This window comes from Spirulina subsalsa FACHB-351, from assembly GCF_026130165.1.
Taxonomy (GTDB): Bacteria; Cyanobacteriota; Cyanobacteriia; order Cyanobacteriales; family Spirulinaceae; genus Spirulina_A; species Spirulina_A subsalsa_A.
The window spans coordinates 12,045-31,447 of sequence record NZ_JAIHOM010000011.1 but is presented as its reverse complement, the minus strand read 5'-3'; the positions used below and the strand labels follow the sequence as shown (position 1 = coordinate 31,447).

General features: G+C 49.9%; 19 protein-coding genes and 1 CRISPR repeat array. Of the genes, 13 read left to right on the top strand and 6 right to left on the bottom strand.

The genetic code is table 11. From position 1 onward, the window contains the following. Positions 1 to 53 precede the first annotated feature (53 nt). A complete protein-coding gene (locus K4A83_RS03365; RefSeq protein WP_265262990.1) occupies positions 54 to 605 on the bottom strand; it encodes an Npun_F5560 family protein in 552 nt (183 codons plus the stop codon). A gap of 131 nt (positions 606 to 736) precedes the next feature. Further along, complete coding sequence (gene cobU / locus K4A83_RS03360; RefSeq protein ID WP_265262989.1) at positions 737 to 1,291, bottom strand: bifunctional adenosylcobinamide kinase/adenosylcobinamide-phosphate guanylyltransferase; 555 nt, start codon at positions 1,289 to 1,291, stop codon at positions 737 to 739. A 142-nt stretch (positions 1,292 to 1,433) separates the two neighbouring features. Between cobU and K4A83_RS03355 the strand changes: the two genes are divergently transcribed. The 5 genes from K4A83_RS03355 to K4A83_RS03335 all read left to right on the top strand — a co-directional run bounded on the left by K4A83_RS03355 (position 1,434) and on the right by K4A83_RS03335 (position 5,889). Continuing rightward, a complete protein-coding gene (locus tag K4A83_RS03355; RefSeq protein WP_265262988.1) occupies positions 1,434 to 2,138 on the top strand; it encodes a hypothetical protein in 705 nt (234 codons plus the stop codon). A 148-nt stretch (positions 2,139 to 2,286) separates the two neighbouring features. Next, the gene (locus K4A83_RS03350) at positions 2,287 to 3,225 is read left to right on the top strand and encodes a glycosyltransferase family 2 protein (protein WP_265262987.1); all 939 of its coding nucleotides are present in this window, start codon (positions 2,287 to 2,289) and stop codon (positions 3,223 to 3,225) included. A gap of 23 nt (positions 3,226 to 3,248) precedes the next feature. Next, positions 3,249 to 4,211, top strand: a complete 963-nt coding sequence (locus K4A83_RS03345; protein WP_265262986.1) for a glycosyltransferase family 2 protein — start codon at positions 3,249 to 3,251, stop codon at positions 4,209 to 4,211. Beyond that, entirely contained in the window at positions 4,208 to 4,810 is a 603-nt protein-coding gene (gene hpsU / locus K4A83_RS03340; RefSeq protein ID WP_265262985.1) for a hormogonium polysaccharide biosynthesis acetyltransferase HpsU, read from the top strand. The genes K4A83_RS03345 and hpsU overlap by 4 nt, the downstream gene beginning before the upstream one ends. 158 nt (positions 4,811 to 4,968) lie before the next feature. Continuing rightward, complete coding sequence (locus K4A83_RS03335; protein ID WP_265262984.1) at positions 4,969 to 5,889, top strand: hypothetical protein; 921 nt, start codon at positions 4,969 to 4,971, stop codon at positions 5,887 to 5,889. Here K4A83_RS03335 and K4A83_RS03330 read toward each other — a convergent pair. After that, positions 5,873 to 6,583 (bottom strand): hypothetical protein, encoded by a 711-nt coding sequence (locus K4A83_RS03330; RefSeq protein ID WP_265262983.1) that lies wholly within the window; start codon positions 6,581 to 6,583, stop codon positions 5,873 to 5,875. The genes K4A83_RS03335 and K4A83_RS03330 overlap by 17 nt on opposite strands. Before the next feature lie 199 nt (positions 6,584 to 6,782). Between K4A83_RS03330 and K4A83_RS03325 the strand changes: the two genes are divergently transcribed. The 7 genes from K4A83_RS03325 (at position 6,783) to K4A83_RS03295 (ending at position 14,578) form a co-directional block, all read left to right on the top strand. Next, entirely contained in the window at positions 6,783 to 7,739 is a 957-nt protein-coding gene (locus K4A83_RS03325; protein ID WP_265262982.1) for a peptidoglycan-binding domain-containing protein, read from the top strand. A 610-nt stretch (positions 7,740 to 8,349) separates the two neighbouring features. Next, positions 8,350 to 8,874 carry a bidirectional hydrogenase complex protein HoxE gene (gene hoxE, locus K4A83_RS03320; protein ID WP_265262981.1) on the top strand — a complete coding sequence of 175 codons (525 nt, stop codon included), beginning with the start codon at positions 8,350 to 8,352 and terminating at the stop codon, positions 8,872 to 8,874. A 144-nt stretch (positions 8,875 to 9,018) separates the two neighbouring features. Next, a complete protein-coding gene (locus K4A83_RS03315) occupies positions 9,019 to 10,629 on the top strand; it encodes a NuoF family protein (RefSeq protein WP_265262980.1) in 1,611 nt (536 codons plus the stop codon). 13 nt (positions 10,630 to 10,642) lie between these two features. Beyond that, positions 10,643 to 11,701, top strand: coding sequence for an Acg family FMN-binding oxidoreductase (locus tag K4A83_RS03310; RefSeq protein ID WP_265262979.1), 1,059 nt, complete (start codon positions 10,643 to 10,645; stop codon positions 11,699 to 11,701). A 73-nt stretch (positions 11,702 to 11,774) separates the two neighbouring features. After that, positions 11,775 to 12,491 carry a bidirectional hydrogenase complex protein HoxU gene (hoxU, locus tag K4A83_RS03305; protein ID WP_265262978.1) on the top strand — a complete coding sequence of 239 codons (717 nt, stop codon included), beginning with the start codon at positions 11,775 to 11,777 and terminating at the stop codon, positions 12,489 to 12,491. A 63-nt stretch (positions 12,492 to 12,554) separates the two neighbouring features. Next, positions 12,555 to 13,103, top strand: coding sequence for an NADH-quinone oxidoreductase subunit B family protein (locus K4A83_RS03300; RefSeq protein ID WP_265262977.1), 549 nt, complete (start codon positions 12,555 to 12,557; stop codon positions 13,101 to 13,103). Between the two features lie 50 nt (positions 13,104 to 13,153). After that, the gene (locus tag K4A83_RS03295) at positions 13,154 to 14,578 is read left to right on the top strand and encodes a Ni/Fe hydrogenase subunit alpha (RefSeq protein ID WP_265262976.1); all 1,425 of its coding nucleotides are present in this window, start codon (positions 13,154 to 13,156) and stop codon (positions 14,576 to 14,578) included. A gap of 348 nt (positions 14,579 to 14,926) precedes the next feature. Continuing rightward, a CRISPR array of direct repeats spans positions 14,927 to 15,830; the repeat unit is 37 nt; unit sequence GTGAGTTAACCTTAGATCGCCGTTAGGCGTTGATCAC. 6 nt (positions 15,831 to 15,836) lie between these two features. Here the strand turns inward: K4A83_RS03295 and K4A83_RS03290 are convergent. Continuing rightward, positions 15,837 to 16,496 carry a biotin transporter BioY gene (locus tag K4A83_RS03290; RefSeq protein ID WP_265262975.1) on the bottom strand — a complete coding sequence of 220 codons (660 nt, stop codon included), beginning with the start codon at positions 16,494 to 16,496 and terminating at the stop codon, positions 15,837 to 15,839. Continuing rightward, positions 16,474 to 17,553, bottom strand: coding sequence for a biotin synthase BioB (bioB, locus tag K4A83_RS03285; RefSeq protein ID WP_265262974.1), 1,080 nt, complete (start codon positions 17,551 to 17,553; stop codon positions 16,474 to 16,476). The genes K4A83_RS03290 and bioB overlap by 23 nt, the downstream gene beginning before the upstream one ends. Before the next feature lie 212 nt (positions 17,554 to 17,765). On the opposite strand from bioB, the gene K4A83_RS03280 reads away from it, so the two are divergent. Continuing rightward, positions 17,766 to 18,260: a Fur family transcriptional regulator gene (locus K4A83_RS03280; protein WP_265262973.1), complete on the top strand. Its 495-nt coding sequence runs from the start codon at positions 17,766 to 17,768 to the stop codon at positions 18,258 to 18,260. Between the two features lie 120 nt (positions 18,261 to 18,380). Here K4A83_RS03280 and pheS read toward each other — a convergent pair whose 3' ends face one another. Continuing rightward, the gene (pheS, locus tag K4A83_RS03275; protein WP_321160993.1) at positions 18,381 to 19,376 is read right to left on the bottom strand and encodes a phenylalanine--tRNA ligase subunit alpha; all 996 of its coding nucleotides are present in this window, start codon (positions 19,374 to 19,376) and stop codon (positions 18,381 to 18,383) included. Positions 19,377 to 19,403 lie beyond the last annotated feature (27 nt).

Here is a 19,403-nt window from a genome sequence, read left to right as displayed (position 1 = left end):
CTAAAAAGAGGGGCTAAATTTTGCCCCTTTAAAATACCATGCTGTCTCCCCAGTTACATGGTGCCGAAACTGGGAATCGGGCCGGGTAAACGACGGGAAAAACTGGGTAAATCTACTTTAGATGTATTGCGACGGGTTTTCACCGCTAACCGATAGCTAACACTTTGTAACTCAACATGAAGTTGTCGATTTTCCCGTTGTAGACGTTCGATTTTCTCCCGCACCGGCTCCATCCGTTCAGCAAATTTGCGACGGTAAATTTGGGGCATTTCTTGCAGGGCTTGTTCCAACATCCGACTACGATCAGTCAATTCCTGCACCGACTGGCGGAGTTGATAAATTTCTTGATCCCGCACGGCAATCTGCTGTTGATAGAACGTGACTTGTTGTTCTACTTCTTGCAGTTGTTCCCGCAACATCCGCATTTCTGCCTTGTGACGTTCAGAAACTTCCGGCTGGGGCATAAAGTTCGTATTGCCCTTGACCAGTCGGAAGAGTTCTTGGGATAACTGCTGCACCAGTTGATCGCGCATTTGAAGTTCTTCTCGGAGGCGAGAGACTTCACTTCTTAGGCTATTAACATTTAGATTTTCTGTAATATTCACGGTTGCTTTTTGCTCCGACCTCAAAGATGGTAGGCAAGGTATGGCAGGGGATTGTACCGCTCATTTTAATGTCTTTTTCCCCATTTTGCATCAAAAATGCAGGCGCGACCCCCGAAGTTATTCAGTAGGCCCTAGGGATTCTTCGGCAAAGGAATCCCCAGTTGAGTTAAATCCAGCGCATAGCCCCCCGTGACCAAATAAACCGTAGAGGCCATAGCCCCAATGTAACGGAGCAGAGAACCGAGGCGATCGCGAAATTGTCGCCCCAACGGATACACCGGAACCAATCCCCAGCCCGTCTCTTCCCCCACCAAAATCACCACCCCCGGCAAAGTCGGCAAGAGTTGTAATAAATCCCTCACCCGGTCTTGCCATTCCTCCTCGGGCCACTCCAAACCATTAGCCACCCAAGTCCCCAAAGCATCCACTAAAAAACAATCCTCAGCCCGATTCTGGGCTAAAGTCGCCGTCAATTCCTCCGGTACCCATAACATCTGCCAATCTGGTGGGCGACGGGCTTGGTGTTTGGCAATCTTCGCCTGCCATTCGGGATCCTCAAGATTTAACCGTGCTGTCGCGAGATACGACACCCGTTTTCCCGACTGCATCGCCAGATATTCCGCCCACTCGCTTTTCCCCGAACTCGCCGGGCCGGTTACTAAAATGATAGTAGGAGAATGGAGCATAACGGATAGAGTGCCAGCCACAACAGCGACATTCAGGTGAACAATTTAAGGGAAAACCGTACAATGGTGGGAACAGAAACAGCCAGTCTTGTTTTTCCCCCTTGTTTTCAGTATTCTACTCCCAGTAGCCAAAGAGCGGAGCATGAGACCAGAACTGCAACGAATCGAAAGCACCTTAGAACAGTTGGAGCAACTCGCCCATCAGCAAAAGTATGGGGTGGCTGTAAAGGAGCGTAAACCAGCCCCGGCTCCAGCTTATCCGGTGGCTGCGCCCGCCCCCCAGCGTCCGGCGGCTGCTCTTCAAGTTCCCCCGCCCCCCCCGCCCCGCGCTGTTTCCCTCCCCCAAAAGGTCAGACCCCAACAAGTCAGAACGGTTGCCCCTGCGCCGAGTGCGGTTCCGACACTGCCGGAATTAAAGTCCCTACAACTGAGTAACCATCGGCACAGTGTCAACCCCGCTTTAGCCACTAACTTATTGAAAGAAATTGAAGAAATTGTAGTGGGTTGGCAACGAGAGCTAAAACAAATATTAGTGCAAATCCAAGACCTGTATCTTGAAGGACCGATTGTGGACGGTTGGTTAGAGTCTCATCAGGGACAAGACAGCCTATCTAGCCCTGCCCCTGACTTGGGTTCTCGTCCGGGTTATCGTCTCTGTGGATTAGACGAAAAAGGGCGTTTGTGGACAAAACCCTGTCCGGCGGATCAAGTGGCAAGTGTCAGTATGGCGATCGCACGTTATCAAAAACTCCGTCAACTGCTCAAGAAAAAACAATCCCTCGAAAACCGTCTGAGTAGTCTAGCGGAAACCCTCGTTATTGTTCATAGTAGCTTGAAAGATCATTAACTCCACCCCCTGACCCTAGGGCGCAAGCCTTCACTTGGGTCAACTTAGCAGTAAACAGCCCGGTTTCTCAGAATAATCTTGGGGTTTTTGGTCTTGATACCTATAGCAAGCCCTAGCCCCCCACTTCTACCCCCTACCCCTAACTCGGATGGTTGACTCCCTACCCATTTCCGCCATTATTTGTACCCATAACCGGGATCAATACTTGGGCGCAGCCATAGATAGCCTCCTCGCCCAAGATGCCCCCAGCTACGAAGTGATTGTCATTGATAATGCTTCGAGCGATCGCACCAAAGAAGTCACCGAAGCCCGTTTACCCCATCCTCGGCTTCAGTACGTCCACGAGGCCCAAGTGGGGCTGTCAGTCGCCCGCAATACTGGCGCAAGAGTTGCCCAAGGAGAGATCCTCGCCTACCTAGATGATGATGCCGTAGCCACCCCCGGCTGGTTAAGCGCCCTCCTCGCCGGATTTCAAGCCAACGAAAAACTCGCCATTGCTGGAGGAAAAGTTACCCTGCTTTGGCCTCCCGGAGTCACCAGCCCCCCCCCTTGGCTCTCCGACGGCCTCGCAGGCAACCTCGGCGCCTACGACCTCGGCCCAGAAATCACCCCCATCACTAACCCCATCTATACCCCTCGGGGTCTAAATTACGCCATTCGGCGCAGCTTTTTAGAGCAAATTGGCGGATTTGACCCCAACTTAGGACGAGTGGGCAAAAATCTACTGTCTAATGAAGAATTGCAAATGACCGAACTTGCCCTAGAACAAGGTTGGCAAGTCGCTTATTTACCCGCCGCCCTCGTCGCCCACAACGTCACCCCTGACCGTCTGCAACGGACTTGGTTTATGCGTCGGGGCTGGTGGCAAGGAGTCAGCGAGGCCTATCGGGAACAACTGGCCGGACGGGCTGGACTCGTCCAATTTTCCCGGGGAGGGGAACGCATTGTGCGCGGTCTTTATAAATCCCTTAAATACTTTAAAGATCCGGCCATCCGCTTTGATAATCTAGTGTATGCCTATGGTCAGATTGGGTATCTTAAAACAGCCGTGGCCGGAATGCTCTTGCCCAAACCCTTTAAATCCTAATGTCCCATTACCCCCGCTCTAATATGACTTCTAAGATAGACAAAATCCCCGTCTCCGTACTCATTCCCGCCAAAAATGAGGAGCGCAATCTACCCGCTTGTCTCGAAAGCTTGACCCGAGCCGACGAAGTGTTTATGGTGGACTCTCAGAGTGGCGATCGCTCCGTAGAAATTGCCGAAAGTTACGGCGCAAAAGTCTTTCAATTCCACTTTAACGGCCGTTGGCCCAAGAAAAAAAACTGGGGTCTAGAAAATCTCCCCTTCCGCAACGAGTGGGTTCTCATTGTAGACTGTGACGAACGCATCACCCCCGAACTCTGGGACGAAATCGCCCAACGCATCCAAGACCCTGAATATGACGGCTATTTCCTCAACCGGAAAGTATTTTTCCTCGGCAAATGGATTCGCCACGGGGGGAAATATCCCGACTGGAATATGCGTCTGTTTCGGCACAAAAAAGGCCGTTACGAAAACCTGAAAACTGAAAACATCCGCAACACCGGAGACAACGAAGTTCACGAGCATGTGATCATTGAAGGGAAAACCGGATACCTCAAAGAAGATATGCTGCACATCGACTTTCGGGACATCTACGAATGGTTAGCCCGCCATAACCGTTACTCCAACTGGGAAGCCCAAGTTTATTACAATATCCTGACCGGAAAAATGGACGGCGACAACATTGGCGCGAACCTATTTGGGGATGCCGTCCAACGCAAACGCTACCTGAAAAAAATCTGGGTTCGTTTACCCTTTAAACCCTTCGTGCGCTTCATTTTGTTTTATATTCTGCGTCTCGGCTTTTTAGATGGCACTCCCGGCTATATTTACGGTCGTTTACTCAGTCAATATGAGTATCAAATCGGAGTCAAACTTTACGAATTGCGCAAATTTGGCGGCAGTTTGAACGTCGATGTCCAACATCCCCCCTCAAACACCCCCTCTAATCCTCCCTCTGTCCCCCAAACGGTCACAGAACAACAATGAGTCATGCCCCCAAACCAGACCCCATTTTAAGCAGTGAACCCTTTGTAGATTTACGCCATTATGACCAGTCTAATTTTGAACGGGGAAAATCTGGCCTGTGGATTTTAGTCTGGTGGTTGGTTCAAGCTATTACTTTCCCCCTAACTCCCCATAATTTAAGTGGTCTACGTTGCGCCATTTTGCGCCTCTTTGGGGCCAAAATCGGCAAAGGCGTATTAATCCGCCCCACAGCCCGGTTTACCTACCCTTGGAAGGTGGAAATCGGCGATTATACTTGGGTGGGGGATGATGTGGTGTTTTATAGTTTGGATCGGATTGTAGTAGGTCGTCAGTGTGTCATCTCCCAGAAATGTTATCTCTGCACGGGCAGCCATGACATCACGACCCCTCGTTTTACCCTCGAAACCGCCCCCATTTTCATCGGCAATGGGGCCTGGGTGGCAACGGATTGTTTTGTCGCTCCGGGGGTGAAAATTGGCGCTAATGCTGTGATTGGGGCAAGAAGTAGCGTCTTCGGCAATATCCCCGAGGAACAAGTCGCTTGGGGGAGTCCTTGTAAGCCCCATTATGCCCGAAAAATGCTCCCAAATCGTTTGTAGTTCCCGTTTGTAGTTCCCGTTTGTAGTTCCCGTTTGTAATTCCCGTTCGTAGTTGCGCTTCAGCGCACCGGATTCCCGTTTGTAGTTCCCATTTGTAGTTCCCGTTCGTAATTCCCGTTCGTAGTTGCGCTTCAGCGCACCAGATTGCCAGATCAACCATGAAAACCCCTCCCCGTCAACCCTTAGAAACCCTAACCGAACTGCTACAGTTAGCCGTTCGTCTGCCCGGTAACTGGTTAAAACCCATTTTGTTGATTAGTTTCATCAGTTTGTTTCAGGTTCACTGGACGCAAAATGAGGGATGGGATCTGACCTTTGGCGTTAACAATACAACAGTTTTGATTTTATTAGTGGCCTGGTTGCCTGCGGTATTGCAACTGTTCGCTTTGGTGGGGGGGATGATTAAAACCCCGGCCGCGGAGTTGAGTAGTGGGGGAATTGACCCGCTATTGCAATTCATCACCCGTGAAACGAAAGATGAGATGGTGGGGGCGGTGCATACGGTGTTAGAAGATGCCCAAAAAACGGCATTAGGGGCCCAACGAGTCCATTTACAGGAGATGGAGGAACAACTTGCTCAGGAGTATGGGGGGATGCTCACCCATCAACAAGCGCGTCAGGAGATGAAGCAGTTAGCCCAACGCTATCAAGCCCTCCAGTCTGCTCCGACGGGAACAAGGCGCAATTTTTTGTTTGAGGCGATCGCCGGAGCAATGCGATCGCTCGTTTTTCAAGCGGGGTGGACGGATACGGAGATTAGCAGTCACTTAAATTCTGAACATGACGGACGGCGTTTGGTGGGGTTATCCTGTTTAGGCAAAATGGAGGAAGCGGCGGCCTATTTTCCCGATATTTTAAGGATTATTGGCGATTCTCGTTCCGCCTTTGAACAACGGAACGCCCTTGAAGTAATGGAAAAGATGCTCCCCCGTTTAGATGCGGCACAAAAGGCGGAGTTACAGGAGGTGTTATTACAACAAGGGGATTATGATGTCTCCAAGCATCAATGGATTCGCCCCGGTTCCGAGCGTCGGGTTTTAAGCGATCGCCTTTTGTCCCTCATCAGTGATCCGTCGTGATATCTTCCGGTAACACCAGACGGCGAATCTGACCCACAGTACGGTAGAACTTGCCATTGCTGGATAATTCCACCTCATCCACCACATAAAGCGCCCCAACTTCTCGGATACTGCGGGGAAATTGCACATTCACGTCCCGATTGTACCCTTCGGAAATCACCCGAATTCGCAACTTTCCCGATATCTTTTCGCAGCGTAACAATACCGCGCTTGGAATTTCTGTAACGGTTGTGGAATCTCCGGGATGATCACCAGATTCTGGATTCTTGCGATCGCCCAGTAGAACCGAATCCCGTTTAACATAGGTGATGACCCCCGCACCATCAACATAAGTATACCGATCAAGATAGCCAAAATAATCCTTTCCTTCTCGGATAAAAACCTCACTAGCTCGGCAAAACTGCCGTCGATTAAACCCCCCATTGAACCCAAAGCGTTCAGTTTGTTTCCCATCGACCCAAACCATTCTCTGGAAGTTTCCCCTCTTGAATATAAGATTAGGCCCTGGATTCTCGCGACGGTATTGGCTCAAATAATTAAATTCTACTTCCTCTGCTTTGATGGTTTCCTCTTCCTCTCCTTGGAGTGCTGAAGAGTCATAGGTGAAAAATCCCGTAAACTGACGACCTTTCAAAGATCCTGACAAAATATCCACCGTGAAATCGTAAGTGATTTTTTCTTGTGCTTGAACCATTTTCTTTCCGTATAAACTCAATATTGCTTGGGGAAAGTATCAAAACGCCTAGGTTTATTTTAAGCCATCGGACGTACTACGCTATTCTTAACCTGTGCTTCTGTCCTGAATCAAGGAAACCTGAATCGAAGATTGGTCAATCTGTTAATGGCTACAATGGAAGAAGTCCCCCTAGATTTTGATTGTTGCGGAGTCTCTCATGGATGCTTTTGCTTATTCCTACGCTTCTCAGATGGGTTCTGGGTCTGATGAGTCTGGGTCAATGTCTCTAGAATGGCTGGATTTTTCTCCTCTAGATTTTTCTCGTTCTGATTGGGCGTTTCAAGGTTTTACCCTTCGCATTTGGCTCTATACGGTTTTAATGACCCTTGTCCTCTCGGTGTTGCTTCCTCCCCATATATCTGGGGCAACGGTGCGCCAAGTGAGAACGCCTCATGGGGGCTGCTTGAATATACGCAGAGGGCCGGGGATGGAGTTTGGGACAGTGACTTGTTTGGGCAATGGTCAACGGGTGGAAGTGATAGCGGCTCAAGGGACTTGGTTACAGTTGGAGAATGGAAATTGGCTGTTTGGTCCCTATACGATTGGGCAGGAGGTAACGACTGGGGGAGCGTCGGGAAATGGCAATAGTGGGGAGGAGGTGGGACTAGGTGAACAGGGATTTCTCACGGTGGGGGCGCGAGGGCCGTTAGTAGAGACGGTGCAGAGCCGTTTAGTGGCGTTGGGCTATAATCTGGGGCCGACGGGGGCTGATGGGGTGTTTGGAGTGCAAACGGAACAGGCAGTGCTGGCGTTCCAACGGGCGCAAGGGCTGGAGTATGTGGATGGTAAGGTGGGGCGGGAAACATTGACGGCGCTGGGGATTGGTACGGGGGGAACCGTGGTGAATAATCCGAGTCCGTCGCCTCATTCTAATTCGGGTGGAGAAACGGAGGCGCGGGTTTTTCGGGATTGTGAAATGGCCAATGGGGAAATAATTGCACCGGGGAGTGGGGCGGTTGTGCGGGCGGGTCCAAATTATGAGTCCCAGCCTGTGGGGGCTTCTTTACCTGATGGGACGAAGGTGCGAGTGGAGGAGCTTGTGGCCGGATGGTACCGTTTGGATGGTACGAGTTTGAATTTGTGGGTTCCGGCGGTGCAGGTGCGGCGGCGTTGAGGGGAGGAAATCCGGAAGTCCCCCTTCCAAAGGGGGATTTAGGGGGATTCTGCTCAACGAAGGGAAAAGCCAACCGATTCCTACTGAGTTAATTTATCCCCCCTAGCCCCCCTTTGGAAGGGGGGGAAATCGGGAAGTCCCCCTTTGGAAGGGAGGAAATCGGGAAGTCCCCCTTTGGAAGGGGGATTTAGGGGGATTCTACTCAACGAAGGGAAAAACCGACCGATTCCTACTGAGTTAATTTATCCCCCCTAGCCCCCCTTTGGAAGGGGGGGACAAGAGGGGGGGAAATAAACAACTGAGTTGTTGTGAAAGCCTTGGCAATTCTGGAATGATCCTAAATTTCTCTGAGTTTGTGAGAGCGTAGAGGCAAAATGTAACTAGACTTGGATCTGTGCCTAAAGAAACACCCAATGAGGTGGCTTGTTTCGTGTTTTTTTTAACAGTTATTCAAGCGGGAACAACCAACAAAAACAAGGAAAAACAGGGCGTTATGGGGGATTTTATAGGATTCTCCTGTGGCTTGTCTGGTTTTAATCAGAGGAATTGTTTGGAGTTGTGCTGTTGCGTTGAGACTGATCACTGATAGAGTTACGAAGGATCTAAAAAAATGCCCAAGACTGTAACAGAAAATGCCGTTACCCCGTCTCAAGGGTCAGATAAAAAAGTCAAGGACGATAAACGCCTCAAGGTGTTGGAAATAACCATGAAGCGGAATCATTATCGCCAAGATGTTTTGATTGAGGTTTTACATAAGGCACAGGAGTCTTTTGGCTATTTAGAACCGGAGGTTCTGGATTATATAGCGCGATCGCTCAAACTTCCCCTCAGTCGTGTCTATGGTGTCGCTACGTTCTATCATCTCTTTTCCCTCAAACCCAGTGGCGCTCATAGTTGCGTGGTTTGTATGGGGACGGCTTGTTATGTGAAAGGCAGTGGCAAAGTCTTAGAAAAACTGGAACAAGAACTGGGGATTGAGGTGGGAGAAACCACCCCAGATGGTCAAATTTCGCTGATGGCGGCACGTTGTTTAGGGGCTTGTGGGATTGCTCCGGCTGTGGTGTTAGATGGCGCAGTGGCCGGGAAACAGACCCCTGAAAGCACGTTAGCCCGGATTCAGGAATGGCACGAATAGGGAGTCGGGAGCAGGGGAGCAGGGGAGCAGGGGAGCAGGGGAGCAGGGGAGAAATTACCTATTACCTATTACCTATTCCCTATTACCCATTACCTATTCCCTATTACCCATTACCTATTACCCCATCAAGAGGAGAACACAATAATGGATTTAGCAGAATTACAAGCACTAGCAGAACAAGAACGCTCGAAACGGAAAAGTATTCGAGTGCATTGTTGTACTTCGACGGGATGCCAAGCGGCGAATTCTCTGGGCGTGAAGGAGAATCTAGATAAAGCGGTTGAAGAAACGGGTATGGGCGATCGCGTCGAAGTGGTGGGCGTGGGCTGTATGGGCTTTTGTGGCCGCGGCCCGTTAGTCCAAATTGACCCGATGGATACCCTCTACGAAGAAGTCACCCCAGAAACCGCAGGCAGCATCATCCACGCCCTCAATGGAGGCACCGCCGAACCCGTTCAAGGGGACAGTCAACACCCCTTCTTTGCCCGTCAGATGCGCGTAGTGCGCGAACATAGCGGCAAAGTAGATCCAGAACGGATTGAAGATTATATCGCCCTCGGGGGCTATCAAGCCCTGCATAAGGTGCTGTATGAGATGACCCCAGAAACCGTCGTGCAGGAAGTCTCTAGCAGTGGACTACGGGGTAGAGGGGGCGGTGGCTACCCCACAGGCCTCAAATGGGCGACGGTGGCGAAAATGCCCGGCGATCAGAAATATGTGATTTGCAACGGGGATGAAGGGGATCCCGGCGCCTTCATGGATCGCAGTATCCTTGAAAGTGACCCCCATTTAGTCCTAGAAGGAATGGCCATTGCGGGCTATGCCATCGGAGCCACCCACGGCTACATTTATGTACGGGCAGAATATCCCCTCGCCATTAAGCGCCTACAAAAAGCCATCCAACAGGGCAAAAAATACGGCATCCTCGGCAGCCAAGTGTTTAACTCGCCCTTTGACTTTAAGGTAGATATCCGCATTGGGGCTGGGGCGTTTGTTTGTGGGGAAGAAACCGCCCTGATTCAATCCATTGAAGGAGGACGGGGGAATCCGATTCCTCGGCCGCCCTACCCCGCCGAAAAAGGCCTCTGGCAATGTCCCACGTTAATCAATAATGTGGAAACCTTTGCCAATATCGCCAATATTATTAAACGGGGTGCTGAATGGTACAGCAGTATTGGCACAGAGAAGAGTAAAGGCACAAAAATCTTTGCCCTGACTGGAAAAATCCGCAACAACGGTTTAATTGAGGTGCCGATGGGCATTACTCTACGGGAAATTGTGGAAGAAATGGGCGGGGGTGTCCCGGATGGAGAAGTGAAGGCGGTCCAAACGGGAGGGCCTTCTGGGGGCTGTATTCCAGCTTCCTTGTTAGATACCACTGTGGACTATGATTCCTTGATTAAAATTGGCTCCATGATGGGATCTGGGGGCATGGTGGTAATGGACAAAGAAACCAGCATGGTGGAAGTAGCCCGCTTCTATATGGAATTTTGTCGTGGGGAAACCTGCGGGAAATGTGTTCCCTGTCGCACGGGAACGGTACAACTTTATAGTTTCCTAACCAAGATCCTCAAAGGTCAAGCGACAGCCGAGGATATTGAGAAGATGGAGGCGCTCTGTTACATGGTCAAGGATACCAGCCTATGCGGTTTGGGCATGACAGCCCCGAACCCTGTGTTAAGTACCTTGCGTTACTTCAAGGAAGAGTATCTGGAACTGTTGAAACAACCCCAAAACGGCAAGGTACCAGTATAGGAGGCCTTTGGTGATGGATCCTTGGCAAGTTACCCTAGACGCTTTTCCCCGGGGGGGAACACCCTCGGAACGGTGGCATTATCTCTGGAATTATGCGGTTTTAGCCCCCTCTGGCCACAATACCCAGCCTTGGCGCTTTGGGGTGGTGGGGGAGAAAATGGCGCTCTATGCCGATCGTCAACGCTCTTTAGCGGTGGTGGATCCCCAAGATCGCGCCCTAATTATTAGTTGTGGGGCGGCGTTGTTTAATCTGCGGGTGGCTTTGGCGGCTTTTGGCTATGGGGGAACTGTGACCACGTTTCCCGATGCGGACCAGCCGGATCTGTTGGCTTGGTTGGAGTTTGGGGAAACTTGTTCTCCGGATGAGCGGGCGCAGGAATTGTGTCAGGCTATCGTCACCCGTCGCACGGATCGCCGTCCTTATCAAGGATCATCCCCCCTGACTGAGGGGGGAAGTGGGGCGAAAACCTTAACAGGGGAACAGTTGCAGGCGTTGGAGAGGGTAGCCCAAGGGGAGGGGGTAGATTTGCAATGGCTCGATAGCCCGGAACGCCGTTGGTTGATGGTGGAATGGGTGGGGGAAGGCGATCGCATCCAAATGGCAAACCCTCAATTTCGCCAAGAGTTGAGCCATTGGATCAAACCCAGCACCAACAAGGATCACGATGGCATCCCCAGTTATGCCCAAGGCATCCCCCCCGCCCTCGATTTTGTCACCCCCCTCGTGGCTCAACTCATTCGTTGGGTAGACCTAGGGGACAGTCAAGCCCAGAAGGATCAAACCTTAGTGGCCAATGCCCCCCATTTGGCCTTGTTGGTGACAGAAGCCGATGATCCCGACGCTTGGTTAGCCACAGGGCAAGCCCTCAGCGCGGTGTTATTAGAGGCCGAACTCTGGGGAGTGCGCGCTTCTTTCTTTAATCAACCCCTAGAAGTGCAATCCTTGCGGGAGCAAGTCACTCAACAATTTTGTTCCTCTGCTTTCCCTCAACTCCTTTTCCGTCTGGGGTATCCCCTAGGCGCTCCTCTTCCCCCTACTCCCCGCCATTCCCCCCCGGAATCCGGGCTGTAGGAATTCCCCCTAATCTAGTACCCGGCCTCCGCGCTGGATGAGGATTGAAACCTAATACAGGAGAAACAGCACCATGTCCGTTAAAACACTCACGATTAATGATCAGCCCATCGCTATTGAAGAGGGAAAAACCATCCTAGATGCCGCCAAAGAGGCCGGAATTCCCATTCCTACCCTGTGCCACTTAGAAGGGGTTTCTGATGTGGGGGCTTGTCGATTATGTTTGGTGGAAGTCAAAGGGATTAACAAACTCCTACCCGCCTGTGTTACTCAAGTGGCGGAAGGGATGGAAATTAGCACCAATACCCCCAAATTGCAGGAATACCGACGGATGGCCGTTGAGTTAATCTTTGCTGAGGGAAATCATGTCTGTTCCGTTTGTGTGGCGAATAATAACTGTGAGTTGCAGGATGTGGCGGTAGAAGTGGGAATGGACCACAGTCGCTTTGTCTACCGTTTCCCGGATCGGGGGGTAGATGTTTCCCATTCTCAATTTGGCATTGATCACAACCGTTGTATCCTCTGTACCCGTTGTGTGCGGGTGTGTGATGAGGTGGAAGGGGCCCACGTTTGGGATGTAGCCCAACGGGGAGCCGCTTGTTATATTGTCTCGGGGATGAATCAACCTTGGGGCGAGGTGGAGGCTTGTACCTCTTGTGGGAAGTGTGTGGATGCTTGCCCAACGGGGGCGATTTTCCGTAAGGGTACCACAACGGCGGAGAAAGCAGGCGATCGCGAAAAATTAGAATTCCTTGTCACCGCACGGGAACAAGGACAATGGACGCGCTAAATTAATCCGCCATTGTGCAATTATCAATTATCAATTCAAATCAAGGAAATGGGAGCAAAAGAGATGGAAAAAATAAAATTCGCCACCGTTTGGTTAGCTGGTTGTTCCGGTTGTCATATGTCCTTCTTGGATATGGATGAATGGCTAATCGACCTCGCCCAATATGTAGATGTGGTCTATAGTCCCGTCGGTTGTGATTTGAAAGAATATCCCGATAATGTAGACGTTTGTTTAGTAGAAGGGGCCGTCGCCAACCAAGAAAACTTAGAACTCTTAGAAGAAGTTCGCGCTAAAACAAAACTGCTCATTTCCTTTGGAGATTGTGCTGTGACTGCGAATGTTCCCGCTATGCGAAATATGTTAGGAACAGCAGAAGCGGTGTTAAAACGAGGGTATTTAGAACTCGGGGACTGTAATCAACAGTTACCCTACGCCCCCGGAATTGTACCGGAATTATTAGATCGTGTAACCCCCATTCATGAATTGGTCAAAGTAGACATTTTTATGCCCGGTTGTCCTCCCTCTGCGGATAGAATTAAAGCCACTATTGAGCCGCTTTTAAATGGGGAACAGCCCAAAATGGAAGGACGAGAAATGATTAAATTTGGCTAAATTTCAGAACATTTCTCATCATTCGTTATTCATTTTCAGAGGAGAACATTATGGCGAAAACCGTAGTTATTGACCCCGTAACACGCATTGAAGGTCATGCCAAAATATCCATCTATTTAGATGATGCCGGGGAGGTGGAAGATGCTCGGTTTCATGTGGTGGAATATCGGGGTTTTGAAAAGTTTTGTGAAGGTAGACCCTTTACGGAAATGGCCGGAATTACGGCGCGCATTTGTGGCATTTGTCCGGTAAGTCACTTACTGGCGGCCGCGAAAACCGGGGATAAATTACTGGCGGTGAAGGTGCCAGTCGCCGGGGAAAAATTGCGCCGTTTAATGAATTTAGGACAGTTTACCCAATCCCATGCTCTGTCCTTTTTCCACTTAAGCAGCCCTGATTTTTTATTAGGGTGGGATAGTGATCCGGCGACGCGGAATGTGTTTGGTTTAATTGCGGCTGATCCGGATTTAGCCCGCGCTGGCATTCGTTTACGCCAATTTGGTCAGACGATTATTGAGAAGTTGGGGGCGCGGAAAATTCACGCGGCCTGGGCGGTGCCTGGTGGGGTGCGATCGCCTTTATCGGAAGAAGGACGCACCTGGATCCGGGAACGCCTCCCAGAGTCCTTTGAAACGCTCTACACGGCCTTAAATCTGTTTAAACAACTTCTAGATCGTTTCACCACTGAAACCGAGGAATTTGGCAAATTCCCCTCCCTGTTTATGGGCTTAGTGGGCAAAAATGGCGAGTGGGAACACTACGGCGGTCATTTACGCTTCCGGGATAGTGAGGGGACTATTATCGCCGATCATCTCAGCGAGGACGACTATCACAGCTTTATCGGCGAAGCGGTGGAGCCTTGGTCTTATCTCAAGTTCCCCTACTACAAGCCCTTGGGCTATCCTGACGGGATTTATCGGGTGGGGCCTTTGGCGCGGTTAAATGTGTGTGATCACATCGGCACGGAAGCGGCGGATCGGGAATTACGGGAAATGCGCGATCGCGCTGGTGGCCTTCCCACCTCCTCTTTCTTCTACCACTACGCCCGTTTAATCGAAATTCTCGCCGCCTTAGAGAAAATCCAGCAGTTAATGGATGATCCTGATGTGGTGTCGGAACGAGTACGCGCCCAAGCCGGAATTAACGAACTCGAAGGCGTAGGAGTCAGTGAAGCCCCTCGCGGTACTTTGTTCCACCATTACAAAGTGGACGAAAACGGTTTAATCCAAAAAGTGAACCTGATTATTGCCACGGGACAAAACAACCTCGCCATGAATAAAACCGTGACGCAAATCGCCAAACATTATATTCACGGCAACGAAATCCCCGAAGGTTTATTAAACCGTGTTGAGGCTGGAATCCGGTGTTTTGACCCCTGTCTGAGTTGTTCTACCCACGCGGCTGGACAAATGCCCTTGCACGTTGAACTCATTGGGGCAGATGGAGCGCTGTTGAATGAGGTCTACCGCCGCTAGGATTTGTCCCTTCAGGCCTTGAATTTTCTACCTCAGTTGTTCTGATCGCCACACTCTTGGAGGGGTGTGGTTTTTTCCTGCCTGTTGGGGACAAAAATGCAAGCACCTCTGACTGTTGGGGGAAAAAGGGGAAGCAAAATGGCTGTAAGTTTTATGGGATAAGGCTTAGAGGGGGTTTGGGTGAGGCGGGAGGTGCTTGCAAAATCCTGAACCCTTGATGGGGGTTGGGTTTGGGCTGTTGCGATTTAGCGAAAAATGGTGTAGTATGGGGTTAATTGGGTCGGAGTGGTGGGGGTGCTTGCAAAACTGTCTGAGGCGTGTTGTCCTGTAAGGGTTTTGGCGGGTGCTGTGAGTTAACCTTAGATCGCCGTTAGGCGTTGATCACTGTGCAGAGGTACTGGGCTTACAAAGACGAGCTTGTGAGTTAACCTTAGATCGCCGTTAGGCGTTGATCACTTTGATCTTTATCGTACATGGGTGTCTCCTTTTTTGTGAGTTAACCTTAGATCGCCGTTAGGCGTTGATCACAGGCAATTGGACAATCACCCCGCCATTTCCTACGGTCTGTGAGTTAACCTTAGATCGCCGTTAGGCGTTGATCACAAAGGAGTGCCAAGGGTTTTATGCGATCGCCCATAAGTGAGTTAACCTTAGATCGCCGTTAGGCGTTGATCACGAAATCTTTCAAATCGACCCGCGTCCCAGTTCTTGTGAGTTAACCTTAGATCGCCGTTAGGCGTTGATCACCAGATAATGCAAATGCAAAACAATAGTCGTCTGTGTGAGTTAACCTTAGATCGCCGTTAGGCGTTGATCACGACAAACAGTCATATAGACCCCCGACCCCAGAAGAGTGAGTTAACCTTAGATCGCCGTTAGGCGTTGATCACTATAATTTTCGTAATCATTTTGAGGGTTATTTCCTATGTGAGTTAACCTTAGATCGCCGTTAGGCGTTGATCACAAAAAACATTAGAAGAATATAACAAAAAACGATGGGTGAGTTAACCTTAGATCGCCGTTAGGCGTTGATCACGAGTAAAAGAGGCTACCGAAAGGAAAAAGAAGGGAAGTGAGTTAACCTTAGATCGCCGTTAGGCGTTGATCACAGGGGGAATCGGATCGCGGTCGATCCCGGTTGCAGGTGAGTTAACCTTAGATCGCCGTTAGGCGTTGATCACAAGAAGAAAAGAACTAGGAATATCACAAGAAGAAGTGAGTTAACCTTAGATCGCCGTTAGGCGTTGATCACATACTTTTAGTAAAACATAATCCGACGCAGACAGAAGGAGAGGACTGAAACAGTACAAACTAAAACTAACTGACGGGGGAAAAAATGGACAGAGTAGCGAATAATATCACCAATGAGAGCCATTAAACCTTCGCCAATGGGACTTAATAACTGAAGTCCGGCTAAATAGGTGATTCCGGTAAGATGAATCATGGCCAAACCGCAAAGACAGCTAAAGGCTAAGGATTCAAGTTGGGCTTTGGCGCGTAGGGCTAAAGAGCCACAAATCCAAGCCCCCGGAATAAAGCCCAAAATATAACCAAAAGTTAATTCTTGAATATACCCCGGGCCGCCCCCTTGGGTGAAAATCGGTAGGCCAATTAAGCCTAATAAGACATAAACAACTTGGGAGAGTGCAGCAGCTTTAGCACCTCCCATACAGCCGACGAATAAAACGGCGGCAATTTGAAAAGAGATTTTAAGGGGAATGACAACCACCCCTTGTTCTGACCACTGCCAAGGAAAATTAGTGGCCGAGGCTTCAATAAATGTGCCGCCAATGGTTAAGACTAAACCAATGGCTGCCCAGGCCAGTTGATGGGGAAAGGATAACCGACGCTCGTTCTGGCGGCGGGGCTTTTGGGGGTTGGCTGTTCTGGGTCTTCTAGCGCGACGGTTTATACTCACCGGGAACAGGGGCTTCTCCTCCTTCTAGTCCTAATGCGTTTAACAGGGCAGCGTCTTCTTCGGGGGGTTGCCCGAGGGTGGTGAGGTAATGACCCACCAACATGGCGTTAATTCCGGCTTTCAGTCCCAAATGTTGTAATTCTCCCATGACGGCTTCCCGTCCTCCAGCATAGCGGAGAATTTGTTGAGGTAGAATGAGCCGGAAAATTGCGATCGCCTTCAAGGCATCATAGGGGTCCAAACGGGAACGCTCCGCGAGGGGGGTTCCTGAGCGCGGATTGAGTAAATTTAAGGGAACAGATTCTACTTCCAACTCCCGCAAGGCTAAGGCTAAATCTACCCGATCTTCCCAAGACTCTCCTAGCCCCATAATGCCCCCGGTACAAGCTTGAATTCCGGCAGCTTTCAGATTCTTGATCGTTTCGACGCGATCGCGCCAGCTATGAGTGGTGACAATTTCCGGGAAATAGTTCTCGGAAGTCTCCAAATTGTGGTTATAGCGCGTTACCCCCGCTTCTCGCAGTGCTTGGGCTTGTTCCGGGGTCACTTCCCCTAAAGCACAACAGGGTTTAATCTCCGTAGTGGCAATAATTTCCCGCACCGTCGCCAAAATCTGTTCAAATTCTTGGGACTTGGGACTGCTATATTTCGGCCCCCGTCCTTGACTCACTAAGCAAAATCGTTTAGCTCCGGCCGCGGCGGCAGCTTTCGCCTGTTCTAAAATCTCCCCTTGAGGCTTTAAACCATAGATCGGCGAATCTTGACCCGGATGGTGAGCCGATTGGGAACAAAAACCGCAGTTTTCCGAGCAATTCCCCGACTTAACGTTAATAATACTGCACAGGTCTACGACATTCCCACAGCAGGCCTGACGCACCCGATCCGCCGCTTCACAGAGCAGTAAAATGTTCTCCTGTCCCGTAATCTCAGTTAACGCTAAGGCTTCCGCTTTACTCAATTGTTCCCCGGCAATCACTCGGTCTGCGAGTTCTGCTAACCAGTTTTTTAACGCATCTGGTTGAGGGGGTGGGTTTTTTTTGATGACTGTTTGAACCACGTTTTCCGCTACTTTTTGACTAACAATAGTATTATCCTGTCTCCAGCCCTTGCTGGATACTCGCCGACATCCCCAAGCTTGTCAGGCCATTGTATCATCTTCCTGGAGAGAAGAACTCAAAAGCGAGGAATTCCTCCCGAGTACAGATAGACATTTTTAGGTCTCTAAGCTAAAGTGGTAATGATTATGAATAAATAGCCATCAACTGACGGATGAACAAGACCGATTTGCCCTTGTCCCAGTCTTCCCAATCCCATGGGAAAGTTGCTTTAAAGCCCATTCGTTCTTTAGAGGATGCCTATGAGCGCTGTCAAGTGTTGGGGATGCGTTTGAGTCGTCAACGTCGCTATATTTTAGAGTTATTATGGGAACAACAAGAACACCTCTCCGCCCGAGAAATTTATGATCGTTTGAATCAAAACGGGAAAGAGATTGGTCACACTTCGGTTTATCAAAATTTAGATGCGTTATCCAGTCAGGGAATTATTGAGTGCGTGGAGCGTTGTGATGGCAGACTTTACGGGAATGTGAGCGATGCCCATAGTCATGTGAATTGTTTAGACACACAACAAATTATTGATGTTCATGTTGAGTTACCCGCCGATTTATTAGCCCAAATCGAGCAGCAGACGGGGGTAAAAATTACCGAGTATCGGATTAATTTTTACGGCCACCGTAATCCTTCTGTTCCGAGTCACTCAGAATAGGGAATTGATAATTGATAATTGATGATTGATAATTGATGATTGATAATTGAGAACTCAGAATTGAGAACTCAGAATTGAGAACTCAGAATTGAGAATTGATATCAGAACTGATAACTGATATCAGAACTGTTGTAGTAAGCGCAAATCACTACTGTAAAGACGACGAATATCATCAAATTGATGGAGTACCATCGCAAACCGTTCTACCCCTAATCCGGCTGCAAATCCGGTGTAAATTTCGGGGTCATAACCGACGGCTTTTAATACATTAGGATCTACCATGCCACAGCCTAAAACTTCTAACCATTTGCCTTTCCATTGCACATCAACCTCGGCAGAGGGTTCTGTGAAGGGGAAATAACTAGCGCGGAAGCGCATGGGGAGGTCTTCGCCGAACATTTGCCGGACAAATTCTTTTAGGGTGCCTTTGAGGTCGGTAAAGGTTAATCCCCGGTCAATGGCTAAGAGTTCCACTTGATGGAAAACGGCCGAGTGGGTAGCGTCTACGGTGTCGCGACGGTAGACCCGACCGGGAGCAATGACCCGAATGGGGGGATCATGCTGTTCCATGTAGCGGATTTGGACGGAGGAGGTATGGGTTCGTAGCAGGAGTTGATCGTGAGGCAGATAGAAGGTGTCCTGCATATCCCTTGCCGGGTGATCGGGGGGGGTGTTGAGGGCTTCAAAGTTGTAGTAGTCGCTTTCAATTTCGGGGCCTTCGGCGACGGTGTAGCCCAGACCGAGGAATATTTCTATGACCCGATCAATGATGCTATTGAGGGGGTGAATGCGACCGAGGGGACGACTAACACCGGGCATGGTGACATCAAGGGTTTCGGCGGCAAGTTGGGCGGCAATTTGGGCTTTTTCGAGTTGGTGGTTGGCTTGGTCAAGGCTTTGTTGTAGGGCTTCTTTGACTTCGTTGGCGATCGCACCAATGCGGGGGCGTTCTTCGGGGGATAATTTGCCCATGCCGCGTAAAATTTGGGACAGTTGCCCTTTTTTACCTAGATAATTGACGCGCAGTTGTTCTAGAGCGTCGAGGGTGGTGACGGAGGCGATCGCTTCGGTTGCTTCTTGTTTCAGTTGGGTTAGTTGCGCTTCAATTTCACTCATTAGGGCTGATTGCTCAAGGTTATGCAG

Bases quoted from the DNA above. Each gene is read 5' to 3' on its own strand.
- cobU (WP_265262989.1), bottom strand. From the start codon at position 1,291: ATGCTCCATTCTCCTACTATCATTTTAGTAACCGGCCCGGCGAGTTCG.
- K4A83_RS03355 (WP_265262988.1), top strand. From the start codon at position 1,434: ATGAGACCAGAACTGCAACGAATCGAAAGCACCTTAGAACAGTTGGAG.
- K4A83_RS03350 (WP_265262987.1), top strand. From the start codon at position 2,287: ATGGTTGACTCCCTACCCATTTCCGCCATTATTTGTACCCATAACCGG.
- K4A83_RS03345 (WP_265262986.1), top strand. From the start codon at position 3,249: ATGACTTCTAAGATAGACAAAATCCCCGTCTCCGTACTCATTCCCGCC.
- hpsU (WP_265262985.1), top strand. From the start codon at position 4,208: ATGAGTCATGCCCCCAAACCAGACCCCATTTTAAGCAGTGAACCCTTT.
- K4A83_RS03335 (WP_265262984.1), top strand. From the start codon at position 4,969: ATGAAAACCCCTCCCCGTCAACCCTTAGAAACCCTAACCGAACTGCTA.
- K4A83_RS03330 (WP_265262983.1), bottom strand. From the start codon at position 6,583: ATGGTTCAAGCACAAGAAAAAATCACTTACGATTTCACGGTGGATATT.
- K4A83_RS03325 (WP_265262982.1), top strand. From the start codon at position 6,783: ATGGATGCTTTTGCTTATTCCTACGCTTCTCAGATGGGTTCTGGGTCT.
- hoxE (WP_265262981.1), top strand. From the start codon at position 8,350: ATGCCCAAGACTGTAACAGAAAATGCCGTTACCCCGTCTCAAGGGTCA.
- K4A83_RS03315 (WP_265262980.1), top strand. From the start codon at position 9,019: ATGGATTTAGCAGAATTACAAGCACTAGCAGAACAAGAACGCTCGAAA.
- K4A83_RS03310 (WP_265262979.1), top strand. From the start codon at position 10,643: ATGGATCCTTGGCAAGTTACCCTAGACGCTTTTCCCCGGGGGGGAACA.
- hoxU (WP_265262978.1), top strand. From the start codon at position 11,775: ATGTCCGTTAAAACACTCACGATTAATGATCAGCCCATCGCTATTGAA.
- K4A83_RS03300 (WP_265262977.1), top strand. From the start codon at position 12,555: ATGGAAAAAATAAAATTCGCCACCGTTTGGTTAGCTGGTTGTTCCGGT.
- K4A83_RS03295 (WP_265262976.1), top strand. From the start codon at position 13,154: ATGGCGAAAACCGTAGTTATTGACCCCGTAACACGCATTGAAGGTCAT.
- K4A83_RS03280 (WP_265262973.1), top strand. From the start codon at position 17,766: ATGAACAAGACCGATTTGCCCTTGTCCCAGTCTTCCCAATCCCATGGG.
- pheS (WP_321160993.1), bottom strand. From the start codon at position 19,376: ATGAGTGAAATTGAAGCGCAACTAACCCAACTGAAACAAGAAGCAACC.